General features: G+C 37.9%; 15 protein-coding genes and 1 pseudogene. 5 read left to right on the forward strand and 11 right to left on the reverse strand.

Annotated elements, in window-relative coordinates; all coding sequences use genetic code 11:
• The first annotated feature begins 115 nt into the window (after positions 1-115).
• From AOC03_RS01570 to AOC03_RS01580, 3 genes are all read left to right on the forward strand, one after another.
• Entirely contained in the window at positions 116-859 is a 744-nt protein-coding gene (locus AOC03_RS01570; protein ID WP_062533294.1) for a type 1 glutamine amidotransferase, read from the forward strand.
• Positions 860-966: 107 nt separating this feature from the next.
• A complete protein-coding gene (locus AOC03_RS01575; RefSeq protein ID WP_062533295.1) occupies positions 967-1,362 on the forward strand; it encodes an ACT domain-containing protein in 396 nt (131 codons plus the stop codon).
• A gap of 45 nt (positions 1,363-1,407) precedes the next feature.
• Entirely contained in the window at positions 1,408-1,824 is a 417-nt protein-coding gene (locus AOC03_RS01580) for a hypothetical protein (RefSeq protein WP_062536358.1), read from the forward strand.
• A gap of 39 nt (positions 1,825-1,863) precedes the next feature.
• Here AOC03_RS01580 and AOC03_RS01585 read toward each other — a convergent pair whose 3' ends face one another.
• Together AOC03_RS01585 and AOC03_RS01590 are read right to left on the reverse strand one after the other, a co-directional pair.
• Positions 1,864-2,409 (reverse strand): DinB family protein, encoded by a 546-nt coding sequence (locus AOC03_RS01585; protein ID WP_204247921.1) that lies wholly within the window; start codon positions 2,407-2,409, stop codon positions 1,864-1,866.
• A 112-nt stretch (positions 2,410-2,521) separates the two neighbouring features.
• The gene (locus AOC03_RS01590) at positions 2,522-3,901 is read right to left on the reverse strand and encodes a PLP-dependent aminotransferase family protein (protein WP_062533297.1); all 1,380 of its coding nucleotides are present in this window, start codon (positions 3,899-3,901) and stop codon (positions 2,522-2,524) included.
• Between the two features lie 223 nt (positions 3,902-4,124).
• On the opposite strand from AOC03_RS01590, the gene AOC03_RS01595 reads away from it, so the two are divergent.
• Positions 4,125-5,294: an MFS transporter gene (locus tag AOC03_RS01595; protein ID WP_062533298.1), complete on the forward strand. Its 1,170-nt coding sequence runs from the start codon at positions 4,125-4,127 to the stop codon at positions 5,292-5,294.
• Between the two features lie 74 nt (positions 5,295-5,368).
• Here AOC03_RS01595 and AOC03_RS01600 read toward each other — a convergent pair whose 3' ends face one another.
• The 7 genes from AOC03_RS01600 to AOC03_RS01625 form a co-directional block, all read right to left on the reverse strand.
• Positions 5,369-5,803 carry a hypothetical protein gene (locus tag AOC03_RS01600; protein ID WP_062533299.1) on the reverse strand — a complete coding sequence of 145 codons (435 nt, stop codon included), beginning with the start codon at positions 5,801-5,803 and terminating at the stop codon, positions 5,369-5,371.
• Positions 5,804-5,898: 95 nt separating this feature from the next.
• Entirely contained in the window at positions 5,899-6,033 is a 135-nt protein-coding gene (locus AOC03_RS12650; RefSeq protein ID WP_157049271.1) for an ATP-binding domain-containing protein, read from the reverse strand.
• 135 nt (positions 6,034-6,168) lie between these two features.
• Positions 6,169-6,459, reverse strand: coding sequence for a hypothetical protein (locus AOC03_RS01605; RefSeq protein WP_062533300.1), 291 nt, complete (start codon positions 6,457-6,459; stop codon positions 6,169-6,171).
• Between the two features lie 392 nt (positions 6,460-6,851).
• Positions 6,852-7,304: a hypothetical protein gene (locus AOC03_RS01610; protein WP_062533301.1), complete on the reverse strand. Its 453-nt coding sequence runs from the start codon at positions 7,302-7,304 to the stop codon at positions 6,852-6,854.
• Positions 7,298-9,628 (reverse strand): hypothetical protein, encoded by a 2,331-nt coding sequence (locus tag AOC03_RS01615; RefSeq protein ID WP_062533302.1) that lies wholly within the window; start codon positions 9,626-9,628, stop codon positions 7,298-7,300. The genes AOC03_RS01610 and AOC03_RS01615 overlap by 7 nt, the downstream gene beginning before the upstream one ends.
• Positions 9,615-11,192 (reverse strand): site-specific integrase, encoded by a 1,578-nt coding sequence (locus tag AOC03_RS01620; protein WP_062533303.1) that lies wholly within the window; start codon positions 11,190-11,192, stop codon positions 9,615-9,617. The genes AOC03_RS01615 and AOC03_RS01620 overlap by 14 nt, the downstream gene beginning before the upstream one ends.
• Positions 11,182-12,465 carry a site-specific integrase gene (locus AOC03_RS01625; RefSeq protein WP_062533304.1) on the reverse strand — a complete coding sequence of 428 codons (1,284 nt, stop codon included), beginning with the start codon at positions 12,463-12,465 and terminating at the stop codon, positions 11,182-11,184. The genes AOC03_RS01620 and AOC03_RS01625 overlap by 11 nt, the downstream gene beginning before the upstream one ends.
• Before the next feature lie 223 nt (positions 12,466-12,688).
• On the opposite strand from AOC03_RS01625, the pseudogene AOC03_RS01630 reads away from it, so the two are divergent.
• A pseudogene (locus tag AOC03_RS01630) lies at positions 12,689-13,382 on the forward strand (IS5 family transposase).
• Between the two features lie 89 nt (positions 13,383-13,471).
• On the opposite strand, the gene AOC03_RS01635 reads toward AOC03_RS01630, so the two are convergent.
• Positions 13,472-14,740 carry a tyrosine-type recombinase/integrase gene (locus tag AOC03_RS01635; RefSeq protein WP_062533305.1) on the reverse strand — a complete coding sequence of 423 codons (1,269 nt, stop codon included), beginning with the start codon at positions 14,738-14,740 and terminating at the stop codon, positions 13,472-13,474.
• Positions 14,741-15,987: 1,247 nt separating this feature from the next.
• A complete protein-coding gene (locus AOC03_RS01640; protein ID WP_062533306.1) occupies positions 15,988-16,476 on the reverse strand; it encodes a hypothetical protein in 489 nt (162 codons plus the stop codon).
• Between the last annotated feature and the right edge of the window lie 258 nt (positions 16,477-16,734).

A 16,734-nucleotide genomic window follows, 5' to 3' on the forward strand; every position in this document is an offset into this window, starting at 1 on the left:
ATAATCTTTGTATTTCTTCTAGGTCATACACAGCCTTTAATCGCTGTATAATATCAAAGTTTTCGTCTTCATCAATTTAAATAAACCGTATTAAATAACCAATAAAAGGTGTTTTATGACTCTACGTATTCATGCATTATTTCATGTTGGTTTTGAAGATCTTAGTTTTATTGGACAATGGGCAAATAACCATGGTCATACTATAACCTATACTCGATTTTATAATGAGGACTCATTACCACAGCAAGACACTTTTGATTGGCTCATAATCATGGGTGGACCTATGAGTATTCATGACGAAAAAAAGTTCCCTTGGTTAGCCGATGAAAAGCGTTTTATTAAACAAAGTATTGATAATGGCAAGAACGTCATTGGTATCTGTTTAGGGGCGCAGCTGATTGCTCATTGTTTAGGTGCTATTGTTAAGCCTTCCGGCGTCAAAGAAATAGGCTGGTTACCTATTGAATTGACAGAAGAAGGAAAGAATCATTCTTTACTGCAAAAGCTACCCAAGCAAGCGTTCACTGTATTTCATTGGCATGGTGATGGTTTTGACTGTCCGAAGGGAGCAACTGCTATTGCAACATCAGGTGCGTGGGCTAATCAAGGGTTTATTTACCAAACACGACTGCATAAAGAGCTTGAATCTTTTGTAATCGGCTGGCAGTGTCACTTTGAGGTGACTCAAGATAGTATGGTCAAAATGGTAGAGCATGGGCGTGATGAAATCCAAAAAGAACTTAATAATTATCCTAAATCTGTCCAATCATCTGCTGAGATAATAGAGCATGGTAATAAATATATCGAGGATAATAACGCATGGTTAGCAACAATACTGGATACTCTATCAAATGTCTGAAATTTCCAGATTGAGGTAAATATGGAAAATAATGGGCCCATTCAAATCATTGATTTATCAGGTGTTGATTTCAAATACTAGCGTTAATTACAATCAGGACTAAGAAAATGGTAGGAATTAAAGACTTGAATAAATTTCTCAATTCGATGCAGCCAGCGCTTGTAGATGAAGCGTTCGTCTTTTGCTCAGTAGCTGGTAGGCTAGAGCAATATCTCTACCTAGAACCAATAGTTACTTTTAAGGAACCAGAGGGTCTAACTTTGGTTTTAACAAAAGATAAAGCTGATGAGGCTAGTTTAAATTACGAAGGTATTTTTCGGCAAATTACTTTAACGGTTCATTCAAGCCTACAAGCTGTAGGTTTGACAGCAGTGTCGACAAGACTTGCTTCAAAAGGCATCAGTGCTAATGTCATTGCTGCTTATTATCATGATCATGTATTTGTATCATTAGAGCAAGCAGAACAAGCTTTAGTGGCTTTAAAAGAGTTGAGTCATGAATAGGAATAGATGTTTTACAATAATTTAAAGCGGATAGAGAGAGTGTCAATGATTAAACCAGTAGTGCAGGAAGAGGTAACAGGATGCGGAATAGCGTCTGTAGCTAATATAGTTGGTAAAACCTATCAAGAGATGAAACGGATAGCTAATGATATGGGTATCTATGCTAATGACAATTCACTGTGGTCGGATACTCAGTACGTTCGCAAGATGCTGGCTCATTCAGGGTTTAAGACCTCCGGAAATGAGGTTGCATTTAATTCTTGGTATGCACTACCTGATTTGGCATTACTATCCATCAAGCATCACGAAGAAGATGGAATTAATTTTTGGCACTGGGTAGTATTTAAGCGTATAGAGGGAAAGCCTTTCGTGCTTGATTCAGCTAGCTATTTACCATCAAATATCAGAGTGGATTTTGATGTCCTGCAACCCAAGTGGTACATTGAGGTTAATAAGCTATAGCATAGCATTATGATTACTGGCCATCTCTTACATACATGTTCAATCATCTAAATCTGGGATCAACATTAATAGGTCTGTCTCTCCTATATCTATATGCATTTGAGTAAGCAAAGCTGATACTTGTCCGCGATGATGGGTTTGATGATTAAAAAGGTGTTGCAGTAACATTAAAAAAGACTTATTAAAAGTGTCATTTTTAGTATTTTGATACCTTAAACGTTTTGAGTAGTCGTCTTCATTCGACTCATTAATGAATTGAATTATCATTTGATCTAGATTTTGCCGATTACTACTAAAGCTTTCTTTGTCTTCATATAAAACTTGATTGAGCATGGTAGGCAAGGGTAAGTTCCTTAAAGGTATTAATGATTTAAAGCCTTTCGGATAACTTGGATGTTGGTTAAAGCGATTAAGCCAAATCAAGTCGCCCACCATAAGATGGTTTAGTGTTCCTAATATAGAACCAAAAAACGCTTTTTGGTCTTGCCATAATACTTCGTTAGGGATAGTTGAGATACTGTCACAAATCCTCTGATTCATTAGGGCATTATATTCTGCCATGAGTTCAAAATTAGGCTTTATCATAATACTAATACCATCTTTATAGGTTCACCCAGTATAACAACATTTTTATTGCCGCCATCAAGCACAATCGGACGAGACTAAGCGTTAATATTTAATTCGACTATTACATCAGTTAGTCCAATGACTCTGCCAACACCTCAAATATTTTTGAACTACTCATTTGTGCCACATTAAAACGCATAAAGTTCTCAGCATTTTTTGATTGACTAAAAGCATTGCCTGGAGCTAAGACTACACCTTGTGACAAACAACGATTGGCCAGTTCGGTTGCACTATTATTGTCAGGCAAGCGGCACCAAAGAAACATCCCTGCTTGCGGTAGTAGCCACGGCACAATTCCTAATTTTGCCAAGCGTGGCAGCGTTTGAGAACGTGCGCTTGCAAGTCGTGTATGAATCGTACTCATATGTTTGCGATAACCGCTATCCGTTAACGCTGATAACACAACTGCTGCTGCCAGCTGACCGCCGCCAAAACCAGTCGCTATTTTCAAGTCAAGCAAACTCTCAACCCATTCATTCGGCGCGGCTATATAACCGCAGCGCAAAGATGCCGATAACGTTTTAGAAAAACTGCCAATATAAAATACGCGGGATAAGCCGTCTAATGCCGCAAGCCGTGGCGCAGGTTTGACTTCAAAATCAGCAAAAATATCGTCTTCAATAATATATAAACCAGCGGCCTGTGCCAATTGCAGTATTTGGTACGCCGTAGCATGCGATAAGGTTGCACCGGTAGGGTTATGGATGGCGGCATTGGTAATATATAGGCGCGGTTTGTGTTCTTCCAAAATTTTTGCAAAGGCATCTATATCTGGACCACTCGGCGTATAAGGCACGCCAATGACTTTGACTCTATGAGCACGCAATAGCGCTCGAAAATTAAAATAACAAGGGTCATCGACGACTACCGTATCGCCTGCGGTCAATAAAAAGCGAAGGATTAAATCTATCGCTTGCGTGCCAGACTCTGTCAGCATTACTTGTGAAGGCTGCGCATTGATTCCCAGTCCTGCCATACGCCGTGTCAGTAATTGGCGTAATGCTAATAGCCCTAGGGGCGTTGCATACTCGCTGATAACGGTAACGTCACCTCTTGCTGCATGTCGTAAACCGCGGCGCATACCCTCCACAAACAACCAATCTGGTGGCAACCAACCACAGCCGGGTTTTAGTACATTATCGGATGGCTCAAGCGATTGCCGCGACACCCAGAGTGGATCTATCGCGCGATCAAGATTATGCCCTGTTTCTGTTAATGAGAGCGGCGCTATTGATTCTGCCACATAAAACCCTGCGCCAGGACGTGAGTAAATAATACCTTCTGTTTGCAAGCGCTCGTAAGCTTCAACTACCGTTGAGGGTGAAAACCCGTAACTGTTTGCTGCTGCCCGTACGGAGGGCAGGCGTGTTCCGGGCATGTAGACGACGGTTGCTATCTTTTCTTTAACGTCAGCCATGACGATTTCAATTCGTGTTAATTGATGCTTCATATTTTTCAAGTGAACCCATGAATATATAAATTCGATAGAAGAATTGTATGGGTTTTATATGCCAAACAGTTCTGTCCAATTGTACTGGATTGTATATAGATAACCTAATGCGCTTTTGTTTTAATCATTGAACCTAAAACGATGTGATATGGCTATAAAGCCTGAGTGGTGACAACCATTAATATCAATCAACCCAATGATACTTTTTTAAAAGCAGCTATATATGAGCACTCAAAAATATAATAAATATTTGGCATTTGCATTATGTGTGATAACGACAAGCGTTAATATACAAGGACCACTTTATGCCATTTATGCTAAAAATGACGGATACGGCGTCTTAGCAACCACGGTCGCATTCTCTTTTTATGTGTTGGGGGTGATACCGGTATTATTAGCTTTTGGTGGACTCTCCGATAGGATTGGACGAAAAAAGACGATTTTAATCTCTTTAGGGTTATCGATAGTGGCAACTGCTCTGATGATGTTATACCCTTATACGCGAGCGTTAGCAGTAGCGCGATTGTTGCTTGGTGTGGGCACAGCCTTAATGGCAGCAACAGCGACCGCATATATGATTGAGTTGATTGGCTCGTCCGATACGGCGCGTGCTACCACTTGGGTGACTGCCAGTACAACCATAGGCTTTGGTCTTGGGCCTGCATTAACGACAGTTTCTTTGTTATTTTATGAGACAGAGCAACCTGCTAGTTTTTTGCTGTTGGTAGCCAGCGCACTGTTATCGATATTTTTAGTATGGGGATTACCTGAGACCGCGCAAGGGCGCTCTAACACATTTAAATCAATGCTCAAGCTGCCTTATTTTAATCGTGAGGTAATATGGTATGGGGGCGGAATTCTGATTTGTTGGGCGACTACCGGATTGGTATTATCGATTATTCCATCAGTATTGGCCACGCATGGACTGGCTAAGTATGCTGGAATATCCTCTATGCTTGCCATCAGTTGCGGATTATTGTTTCAGCCTATCGCTCGAAAGCTTGACCCGCAGGTATCATGTAAACTGGGTATTCTAATTTTAATCCCCGCTTATGCTTTGCTTGCTTGGGGTGCGCTGCATGCTAATCTACCAGCAATTCTTTTAGCGGCTTTTTTAGCGAGCAGTAGTTGTTATGGCTTTGTTTATTTAGGTGGGTTGTCAGGGGTGACACGGTCTGCTGGCAATGAGCAAGCGCGCGCCAGTGCTGGTTACTTTTTGATGGCGTATATGGGATTTAGTATTCCGGTAATTTTTACAGGGTTAATTGTTGATCAGTATGGCGCTACTATTGCATTTTATGTTTTTGGATTGTTTTTATTGCTTGGAGCATTGGTATTGTTTGCATGTCAGTCTATTCTAAAACCAGAGTCTGCCACTATTGCAACACCTTAATATAAGATTTGTTTTAGCTAAATAGCTTCAACAAGCTTTTTTAATGGGAAATAAATAGATGTTTGTCATTATAGTCAATCACACCGCACACTAAACCTAACATAAGGCACAATAAGATAATGACTACTCTCCTTACCATGATAACCTGCTTTTTCGTACCAAGAGATATCTTGCTGATAGAATAGGGTAGTCGTAAACCCTATCATAGATAAGTGCCGATTACCTTGGCCTTGAGATGAATACTCTTTAGCAAAAGGAGGTGCAAACTGGGCAATTCGTTGTCCCTTGGTTGAGTAAAAACCATCGCTTTTTTTATCTTGCTGACGGCAGGCGACAAGAAACAGTCCGGTAATATCATAGCGATTTTTCGTCCAGCTATCTTGGCAAAACGTCTGTTCTATAAACTCCCGTCCCGCATTATTAACCAGAGCGCGCGGCGTTAGCATGAGCTCGTCCAAACGCATAAAGCGATGAAAGGTCAGCATGGCAGGCAGATTAACCGCAGGCAAGTCGATTTGCTCACTATGAGTAGGTAGGATATTAGCAAGGGTAGGATGATGCGCTTTATGATGCAGTAGTAATGTCAGGGTTTGCTTCGCCCGCGTTACGTTAGTGCCACATACAGCGGTCTGTCGTGTCTATGATCGCTATAATCAATGGCAGTTGACGACTGCTCATCAATGACATAGACGTGATCAAACTGCATGCCTTTAGCACTATGATAGGTAATTAATATCACTTGTGTATTATCATCTTATAAGGTGGACTCTAGCACCTGTAGTACTTGCTCATAAGTCACATTTACCCTCTCTTGAGTACGACTGATAATTGCATCCCATGCTTTATCTAAAGGGTCTAGCTTTCGTTCTGCACGCTACTGCTCCAAAAATTCAGCCACATTGCCCTCAATAAAATCTAAACGTTTGGCACTTAAATGGTTAAATAACGCTTGTCCTATAAAGCTATTAATAGGCGTTACTTGCTCGCTTTCATTATAACGCTGACTACTGATGCCCAATGCTTCAAAATAATGCTGTATGGCATTAAAATGTGACCATTTGGGGGCGAACACGGCTATGGTTTGTGGTTGCAGCTGAGTCTGAGTGCTTTCTTGTTTAATAAGGGCTAGGCGCTGCTTGACATCAGACGCAATCCAAGATGCCATATCAACGTCTTGAGTTTTCTGGTAGTAGCCATAGCGAATGGGCTATAAGGATAAGGCAGAGTGGCTTTAATACTATGCTCGGTTTGTTTAGGACGCTCATCACTTGGTATTGATAGTTCTACTTGTTATAGCTTCTGATGCCGTTTATCGAAAACTAGGACTGTGTCAGCCCAGGTAGCTAATGTATATTTGCATCTTCATAATTTCAAATATGTTATCTAGCTTCGATTATTACCCTCTTTCAATATCTCAGCATACTTTTTATACACTGCGATCATTGTAGTCTAAATAGACGATAAGCAGTTACATGGAGCTTGGGAAAGATTCAGATTGTGAATGCTTAAGATTGATGATTTGAACATTCGTATACTTCGTTTGAATATGATAACTGACTATATTTTTTTTAATTTAGACTGATTTTTGAGCTCAGATATTAAATAAGGTGATAGTAAATCATCTAACTCTAGATTGGTTCTCAATTTGACCTGATTGATAATTTCTATCAGTATAGCGGTATTTTGATTAAGTTCATTTCCAAGCTCAGTTATTTTCTCCTTTAATCCTTTATTGGTATCAAGGAGAGCTTGACGTGTCTTTTTGTTGACGTATAGCTGCTCTTCTTTTTCATTTAGGTTTAATGGTAACAGCTGCTCTTTGGTGTATTTTTGGATTAGTGCTTTGCGCTCTTTAGTGCTAAGCGTACTCAGGCTACCCTTTACATACCCTTTAGCAACGAGTCTTTGATGCAAGGCAGTGTTTGAAATAGGGGCTTTCTCCATACCTTCTTGCACCATTTCTTTAAGCTCATTCTCGATAGCTTCATTAAGCTCGCTACCTCTTAGCATTTGCCTTCCTCCTCATCATTAGCTTTTGTATTTTCGTATTCTAGTGAAAACAGTTCAGCAAGTGTCTTTGGCTGGGAAAGCTCAGTATCTGACACAGTGTATATATTCAATGGAGTTTTATTACTGTAACTGACTATGATTCTTTGCTCAAAATCCTCAAGGTTCTGAATTTGCCTTTTTACCCTTAGCATAAATTCAGAATTATCAGCTAAGCTTTCAGATTGTTCAATCAGTCTATCTTTAGTGAGCTTTAAGTTTTCAAGCTCGCCCATACGTCCTGTCACCGTAAAATTGACACAGGATGCACCTGACTGGCATGCTAGTCGCTTAGGGCAACCGTGAGCCGCTATATTACGCATACATGAGCCGAAGAGTAGGGGGTGTAAGTAGGCATGGGTATGTATGAGTTCTTTTGCCTTGTCTGGCTCTGTGGGAGCTAATTCATTGAAAGCTTTGGCAATATCTTCAAAGTAATCATCTCCCATAGATTGTTCGATAAAGTTTGATATCTCATTAGTATTATCAAAAGTATGCAGATTATTTTTTAGATTATTTTCTAGGTCTTGATCGTTGCTGAAGAGCATCAAGCCACATTCTAAGATGTCATCGATTGGGCTTTTTATATGATCCTTTACAGGCTGCACAGGCTCTGAAGCTAACATTAACTCATTAGAGGTCTGAAATTGACTACTATTACTAGTTAAACTGGCATTTTGGCTAATTTGCTTAATACTCAAATGTTGATAATGTTTATTTTGCTCAATATCGACCCGTCCCATCAACATTGCTTGTAAGTGGTCCGAAATTTCAGCAATAGCTAAGAACGTATTAATATTATGCCGAGGAATATGACTACTTATTTTAGAAATTTGACTGTCATTATCTTTAAGGCCATATTTTTCAAATACTGACTTATTCATTCCTGAACCTAAAAAATTATTTATAACGTGTATATCCAGTGGAGTGATATTTGTCTTATTTATAAGATTGCGAGATAAAGTAGTACTACCACTCTGTACAATAAACAAGATATCCTCATAGGGAACATTGACTATTTTACCTTCAAACGCAAACTTTTTATTTATAGGTTCTTCAGCATCGTAATTCGCTGTTGATTTAATAAATTCGTTTAAGGTTTTTTTACTATATAATTTTAGCTCACTTTTTTTATCAGGTCTTACTTGGGCGCTTTTAAATGTCTTTAGTATTGAATCTCTTCGGCCAGCACGTCCTCTTGCCCGTTTTTTTGAGATAAACAGATGGTCGATTAAATCATCTAGCTCGATTAAATCATCAGGCATTTCATCAATACCTTTAGGAAGAAAGTTTTTTAAATTTTTCTGTCTCAAATAAATTAGGTGCTCTCGATACTCCTCGGTAAGCTCCAAGGTGTTTTGTATAATACTTTTAACAAGCGTAATAGAAGACGGCTCAACCCAGTGAATTCTCTCGCCAGCCCCTTTTGCGCCATAGTAGCGTATACCGATCATGTATTGTAACTTACCGTTAATACTTATAGGCTCATTGGACTGCGGGTCTAATATAGGTCTTTCAATTAGGCAATCTTTCTTCAATATTATTGTTTCAGCCGAACGGAACCCTGTTACGATAGATAAAAATAGCGAGTTTAAAAGTATTTTTTCGCCTTCACTCTGACAAAGATTTTTAAGAGAAGCAATGTTTATAAAAGTCTGAATTGAAATTAATTTTTCTGCATCTATTTTGCTTTCGTCAATATTCAGACCTTCAAGAAGCTCTTTAGTTACCCTTGCTTTCTGTGTTCTATTCTGTTTATTGATATATTTAAGATCAACCTCGAACTCTAGCTTCTTAGAAGTGAACCCACTCTTGTTTACTATGTCTTGTAGTCTTTTGAATGTTCCTACATGATCGGGCAGATTAATAGGACTGCTATTATCTTTCAACAAAGAGTATGCGTGATTAAGAATTTCTGTCGATAGCCTGGTAGGATGAGTATCGGATGTAAGATCTCCTAGATAATAGAACCAACGCTTTAACACTAAGAGTTCAGCAACAAGTTTTTGTGGTGAAACCTTACCATTAGCTTGACGATAGCTGTACACAAGCATGGCTTTGCAAAATTGTTGATAATCTGCAGATATATTTATATTTGGCAGCCCTTTTACTCTGTTTATCGCATCAAAGCTGATGCTTGACTTTCCTCTCGACAATAGCCAGCTTGAGCCCACACCAGTCTTTAACCAAAAGCTATCAGTCCATAAAGCGTCATTAGGTTTATATAAGCTATTTTCAAAATACTCTTTTTGCTCATCAATAAACTTATTATAATTATTCAGCTGCATTTTTCACCTCACTGTTTAGCTTACAGCGCCTAATGACCGATTCTATTTCAAATTTAGTGGCTTCATGAATAGCAATAATTGGATTCGATGAGTTATAAACGGCATCAGAGATGTGTACGATAGATTCTAGTTCATCTTGAACACACTCTAAAACGTCTTCGTGATAACCATGTTCATAAGGGTAAAAATAGACGCACCCATAACAACTACGGACGGGTTCAAGGAAACAGTCAGCTTTGTAGCCACATTTTCCTATATTGCTGTGAATCTTATTATTAATAAATCCTATTATATTATCTCCATGGTCTTGCTCATGAGTAATAATATCGCCAGTCATTAGCATGGCTATCATTTGCTGGTAAACAGGGTTCCTACCAAGTGCTATAGCTCGAACTTGAGCAAGATTAGGTGATGAAAAAATATAATGCCTAGCTGTGACTAATGACGAATGGCCTAAAATATACGCAATATCTTCAGCACTTGATCCCGATAGTGCCATTGAATAAGCTACATGATGGCGGAATTGAGAGCTTGTATATCTAATTCGGATCAGTTCACCATTTGAAACTTGGCTTTTATATTCCTGCGGTGAGAAATCAAAGAGTTGCTCATTAATGGCAGTAGTACAATAAGTTGCTGCATAACTACCTAAATCAAAAAGCTGATGGTTCATAGATAGTTTAAACTGTTTAATATATTGCAGGATTACGGTAGCAACTTCTTCAGGTAATTTTACAGAAATCTTAGCGTGATTGAATCGTCCTTGTTTGGCATAAGGTACAAGTATGCTGTAACGCATATGTTCGCCTTCTTCCGTATATGTATCTATCTTTATATCTTCAACAGAAAGCTTAGATAATTGGACGGGCCTCATACCAGTTACGTAGACAAGACCAAGGATAGAGGCGTTTTTAATGACATTGTCTGCTATTGATTGTCCCTCCAAAATTTCTGAATTCAATTTTGCAAAGCCATTTTGTATCATTGTGACCGTAGGTTTATCAACAGCATCTTCAGTTTCTTGGTAAAAAAGTTGCGAGTTGAAACTCGAGGGTCTTTCTAAAATCTCTAACTTATCTTCATTTGACTCTTCAAATAACTCAAAAGCCTCAGAAAACATTAATTTTACGAAGAACTTGACTCTATAATATTCACGTGAGGAACTTGTATTTTTTGCTAATTCCAGAAGAATAGTTTCAAAAGATGCATAAGAAAAACTCATGTTTCTTTCTGCAAACTCATTAAATACGCTCTTTAGTTTATTAAAAGACATATACAAGCTAGACGGACTATTAACTTGGATATAGTAGGCTAGGAAGTATTTCAACAGTTTAACTTCATGACAATCTAAACCGTCAAATTTGATTGTGTTCTTAAGTCCAGAGTAAATAAATTCCCAAGTATCATATGTACTATTGATGAACTTAGTATCATATCTATCAGCAAGCATAAATCGAATTAAAGTAGGAATATGTAGACTTTCAATTTTACTTATTTGAGCATCAGAAAATAAACGATGACTCGAATAATCAAGAAACTCTAGTGCTAAATTATTATTGGTCATAGTGTGCACCCACTTTTGTAATTCTTTGAATATTAGCTAAATTGGCATTTTCTGAGATAAATCGGCTGGCATATAAGTATGGCATAGTACTATTGAGCGACCAGCCCGCCATCTTTCTTAAACTTTCAATAGAGTTCTCCATTGCCTGCGCCTTGTTGTAACTGCCCAAATATGATTGATAACTATGTTTAAGCATCATATACGCCCATGTATGCCGAAGAATATGAGCTGAAATTTTATCAATTGAATCTACATAATTCTTGTCAAAGAACTGAGGATACTTACTTTTTATCTTCTCGTTTATCGTAGCTATGAGCTTTTTAAGACCTGATTTACTAAGAGGCGCGTAGGGTGCTTGTAAGGACAGAAATAGCATGTGGCTTTTAGAATCTCGAGATCTGATATTATTGATATACATGTGAATAAATTGAGCATCACGTTTTTCTAATAATATGGTTCGAACGGATTGAGCGTTTTTAATCTGCGGCTTTGATATACGGGTATCTGTTCTATCTTGTGTATCAGTTATTAGCAGATAGGTGTTATGTGTTTTTAAATCAGTCTTAATTGAGTTAAGAGTTAAGAGTAGTAGCTCGCCAGTCCTTAAGCCATAGTTCAAAAGCAGATGTACAATGAGAAAATTTCTTAACTGCGCATCTTTATTCTTAAACAAGGTTTCTAGTGCTTTTGGCGAAATAATAGAATATAGAGCTTCTTTCATTTCCTCTGTAAGACTTTTAAAGTTTGTCCCGTTTTTATGGGCTTTATGGTGATTAGAGGATAAGTTTTTGACAACATCAGCCTTTCGGGAAAGTGTAGATTTATATCTAGCTATTTCAGGGCTTATAGATTTACCGTGTACTTGACTAAAGGTATCTAATAAATAGTTCAAATAGCTAAGAATAGCGCGCAAACGATGTGCAAGCGTATTGTAATTAAATGAAGGATTGTTTCCCAATCGAATTAGCTTCTGATCAATTTCCTGTATATTTTCTAAATATAGTATAAAGCTGTCTATTTCTTTAATCATCAATTCTGGATTTGATTTATATTCACGAAAATAATCGCAGAATGACTGATCATGCTTTTCTCGCCAAAATTCATACCATTGCTTGATGCCTTGTAAATAAGCTTGTTGTGTTGATTCACTTTTAAATCTTAATGAGCTATTGATATAGAGCATAGGATATAGACACGGAAGTGTAGTAGTACTGTCAAACAATAAGCTAAGCTGATTTGAGTTGTTTAGTGTAATAGATTTTATTTTCAACATTTGAATCAAAACCTGCGAATATATGAAATTTTATATAGGTGTCTCTTACATTTTAATATTATATTAATACTCTCTATAAAGCAATGATATTTGCTCAAGTTCATAGGTAATAGTAATTATTTATTGATCATATTAGGGCGTGTTGAATATTGGGAGTAAACTGCTGACAAAAAATAGCGAACGGTTAATCTTTAAGTTCTCACACCAAAAGATCGCGTTCGCTATGCCTCGCACCATGCTCAAAGATGAACACTGGACTAGACTAAGACCTATCTTACTAGAACTGAATGTTTATGATAAAAGAAATCTGAGATAAACAGTTGAAGGTATTCTGTATAGGATGCGGGTTGGTTGCCCTTGGCGTGACTTACCCGAAAATTTTGGTAAGCCTAATACCATCTACAAAGCTTACCAACGCTGGTTTCTCTGGGTTTTTATTGATGGTACTCATATTAAAGCATATCAGTGGTGGTAATGAGAACCTGCAAGGTATTATTAGCAAAAGTGTGGCAGGACGTGCTACTAAGATCCATTTAGCAGTTGATGCTCATGGTAACCCAATCACTTTTATCTTATCAGATGGCACCACTCATGATGTGAAGGTAGCACCAGACTTAATTGATAACATAGATTTGAGCGCAACAGTGACTGTATGCGCCGATAAGGATGATGATTCTGAGGCACTGCGGGCGCATATTAAACAAGCAGGGACACGTGATAACATCCCTCGAAAACGAAATACGAAGTCCTTTAACGACCATATGAATTGGGACTTGTACAAAGTCCGCCACTTAGTAGAAAACGCTTTCGCTAAACTAAAAAACTATAGAGCCGTTGCCACCAGATTTGATAAGCTCAAGCAAAGTTGTGAGAATACGGTGGCTTTAGCTTGTGCGTATCTCTGGTTGAAATTATGAATGTTCAACACGCCCTAATAAAGCTTGTGATAGACACTACAGTCAAAAGACTATTATCGCTGAGCGCTAATCCTAAAATAAAGTAATAGTTATGTTGAATTTCGGAGCTTATCTATATAGTCAGCCCAGTCTTGCATCATTTGTACTCTAGTATCAATTTCATCAAGTCTGTTATAGGCGCCACCATGCGTATCCTTTATTCGATGTCCCAACTGCAGCTCAGTCACAATATCTGAGTAGCGTAGCTCAGACTGTTCCATAAGTAATGTTTTAGCCGATGCTCGAAATCCATGAGCACACTGAACATCTTTGTATCCAAGCCTATGGAATATCTGTACTAGAGTCGCTTTACTAATATAGCTATTGCTTGAGGCACGCATCGATGCAAATACATATTCTTTATGACCTGTAATTGCTTGTATTCTTCGTAAGCGTCCAATAGCTTGAGTGGCTAGAGGTACAACTAAGTGCGATACCATATCCTCACGACCTTCGCCTTTAGTAGGAGAAAACTCCCATAGCTTGTTATCCCAATCTATATCTTGCCATCGCATAGACCGCAAATCGATACTACGCACAAAGACATACGGTAATAAGTTCATTGCTTCCAATGTAATCTTACTTGCACCTTCAAAATTAGACATATCGTTTAGGAGAGTGGCAAACTGATCAGGCTTGGTGATGGCTGGTAAATGGTTACCTGAGCTGGCAGGTGCGAGTTCGCCACGCGTATCAATAGCTACGTTTCTATCGCATAATCCTCTTGCGACAGCGAATGAGAAGACTTTTTCAGTATAAAGCCGAGTGCTTGCACCAACAAAGGTTGCTTGATTTTCATTATTCTGAATTGCCTCACATACACTTAATATCATCTCGCTGGTGATATCGTTCATTCTTAAGTCACCAATCTCACGACACATATACCCTAGACATAAATCCCAAAATTTGAGCGTTGACTCACTAAATATACGCTTATTAGATTTGCTACGATTACGACTTGATGTTTTGTGATCTCGCCAAGCTTGTGTAATATCAAAAAATGTAGCATTTTTTAAATGAGCATACTTATTGACTTGTTCTTTTTGGTGAATGGCCTTAGGGTCAGAGCCTTGTGCGACTAAGCTAAGTATAGTTTCTGCTTTATGCTTAGCTTTATATAGACTTATATCTTCGACCTTACCTAGCATCATTCTAGGACGCTTACCATCGATATGCGGATGAGCGTACCTCAAGTAATATTCTTTTTTACCATTTGGATAAATACGAATACTTAAACCCGCGATACCTGAGACACTAACCGAGTAATCTTTATCTCGGCATTCAAGTTTATTGATATCATTTAAATTGTCGACAGCCATGATGTACATCCGTAAGCTTTATAAGCAGGGTAAATTGTGAGTGTTAATTTATTATCTCTATACTTAAACTTGGAACAACCTTTGCGTGTGTTTTATAAACCTTAAAAAGTGTCTTCTGAAAATATAGATAACTACTGGACACTAACATGGACACTATTATTCATTACACAATTCAGAAAACCCTTTAATTAAAGGTTTCTGATATTAAATTATCCCCAAGTGAAGGTTGGGGATAATTATAGTATAGTGGAGAAAGAGGGAGTAAGCTATTTTTTTTGTTGATACATATGGCGTTTGAAGGAGTAAACTTCATATAGATTAAAAGTAAGAGTGCTGTTTGCTATTGGAAATAGAGTCCTTCGACATATTTGCACGAAAAATCGTACTCCTGTACTCGCACAGAATACCTTAATCAGGGTGATAGTGCTGTTCTGTGCAAATTTGGAAGGTATCAACTAAATGCTTTAGATTAAGATATCTCAGGAAGAACGAGAGATGTTAGAAAAGACCAATGAATGCTTCACTAATCAGGAAGACCCTTTTGGTGACTCTAAATAAAAGCGTATTACAATGTAGTTAGCTATGAGGTGTATCTAGACTTTGACTTACTGAGATGCCAAGTAGGCGCATTGTCAGAGTTTGTATACTTTCTTATCAATGATATAGAGTAATAGGCACTCAAAAGGGTTATTGCTTTTACTTTAAGCTGATTGTCAGTTAGTGGCGAATATTTCTGTACCTAACATAGTTCAAGCGCATTCGCATCAATGAGGAAGTCGGCTAAGCTACCAACGATCGATTGATGAGTGATTTGGTTATTAGGTGACGATTAGGAATGACAAATTATGCAAAAGGGGGGGTATCTACATTATGAAGGTAGTAAGCTTAGCAATGATGAGTAGAACAAGTTCATTGAACAGACTAACTTTAAATGAGTATTAAAATTACTGTACCTACAACCTGTCTATAAAAGGTCATTGACAGATTGATTTAATAAGTTAATCGTAGACTACGAGCGCACTAGGACTAATTAAGACTCTGGACATTAAGTCTTCAATGATTATTTAAATAGATAATATATTATGATTGAGTAATCAGGAGCTAGACTAATTAATGACTTACTTTTTAGTTATGGGTTTATTTAGTTATGGGTTTATGAAGTTAATGTCAGGTAGCTCTAGTTTAACATAATATACATTATGCGAAAACACACTTGTGGTTTAGCAATCACTTTGAATAAGTCTTTGTTACTGACAAGCCTCGTTTAAATACTTTTTTAATGACGTACCATTCTTATCTACAATCATATCATGCACTAGGCATTCTTTATCGTCACATGCCAGCTCATAATTTACTATGCTGCCTTGTGCTAAGCTCACCTGTACCAAGCCTTGCTCAGTCACTGAAAACTGCTTTTCTTGTTCGTAATCTGGATCTTGCGAATCCCATAACACATCGTAACCAATATTACAGGATGTCTGTTCTCTCTTAAAGTAATCTTGCTCACGCTGCATTGCTGCTTGCAAATCCTTACTGGCGTACTGTTGTAGTACAACAGGATAATCTTGCCCTTCATTGTCTATATCTTGCTGGTACATCTTTTTAATGGTTGCTATTTTTTGAGTTTGGCTGTCTGCTACAGACACAGCTTGTTTGGTCGCGACGTTATCCGCTATAGCAACTCTAGTGGTTAATCCTAAGACCAATAGTACGATGAATAAGGGAATTGGTTTCATGGTATTCTCTACAACTAATCAAATAATCAAATAACAACTTAAGTCTATTTTGTATTTATGTTCATAATCCATTACAGCATATCTGTCCTATTATTTGGCGATATAATCGTATCGTTCTGGTTGAGTATGTGACTAGCGCAATAGCACCAACAACTCATTACAGCGTATCCGTTTAGCTTTATCTAAGGCATTGTTATAATAGGATTTAATTTAGCAAAATGTATTATGATTCCGTGATTCCGCACGGTAAGGATATGA

This window comes from Psychrobacter urativorans (assembly GCF_001298525.1).
Lineage (GTDB): Bacteria > Pseudomonadota > Gammaproteobacteria > Pseudomonadales > Moraxellaceae > Psychrobacter > Psychrobacter urativorans_A.

Coding starts and splice junctions, on each gene's coding strand:
- AOC03_RS01610 (WP_062533301.1), bottom strand. CDS start 7,304: ATGCTAAGAGGTAGCGAGCTTAATGAAGCTATCGAGAATGAGCTTAAA.
- AOC03_RS01615 (WP_062533302.1), bottom strand. CDS start 9,628: ATGCAGCTGAATAATTATAATAAGTTTATTGATGAGCAAAAAGAGTAT.
- AOC03_RS01640 (WP_062533306.1), bottom strand. CDS start 16,476: ATGAAACCAATTCCCTTATTCATCGTACTATTGGTCTTAGGATTAACC.
- AOC03_RS01595 (WP_062533298.1), top strand. CDS start 4,125: ATGAGCACTCAAAAATATAATAAATATTTGGCATTTGCATTATGTGTG.
- AOC03_RS01580 (WP_062536358.1), top strand. CDS start 1,408: ATGATTAAACCAGTAGTGCAGGAAGAGGTAACAGGATGCGGAATAGCG.
- AOC03_RS01635 (WP_062533305.1), bottom strand. CDS start 14,740: ATGGCTGTCGACAATTTAAATGATATCAATAAACTTGAATGCCGAGAT.
- AOC03_RS01625 (WP_062533304.1), bottom strand. CDS start 12,465: ATGTTGAAAATAAAATCTATTACACTAAACAACTCAAATCAGCTTAGC.
- AOC03_RS01570 (WP_062533294.1), top strand. CDS start 116: ATGACTCTACGTATTCATGCATTATTTCATGTTGGTTTTGAAGATCTT.
- AOC03_RS01575 (WP_062533295.1), top strand. CDS start 967: ATGGTAGGAATTAAAGACTTGAATAAATTTCTCAATTCGATGCAGCCA.
- AOC03_RS01620 (WP_062533303.1), bottom strand. CDS start 11,192: ATGACCAATAATAATTTAGCACTAGAGTTTCTTGATTATTCGAGTCAT.
- AOC03_RS01605 (WP_062533300.1), bottom strand. CDS start 6,459: ATGGCATCTTGGATTGCGTCTGATGTCAAGCAGCGCCTAGCCCTTATT.
- AOC03_RS01585 (WP_204247921.1), bottom strand. CDS start 2,409: ATGATAAAGCCTAATTTTGAACTCATGGCAGAATATAATGCCCTAATG.
- AOC03_RS01590 (WP_062533297.1), bottom strand. CDS start 3,901: ATGAAGCATCAATTAACACGAATTGAAATCGTCATGGCTGACGTTAAA.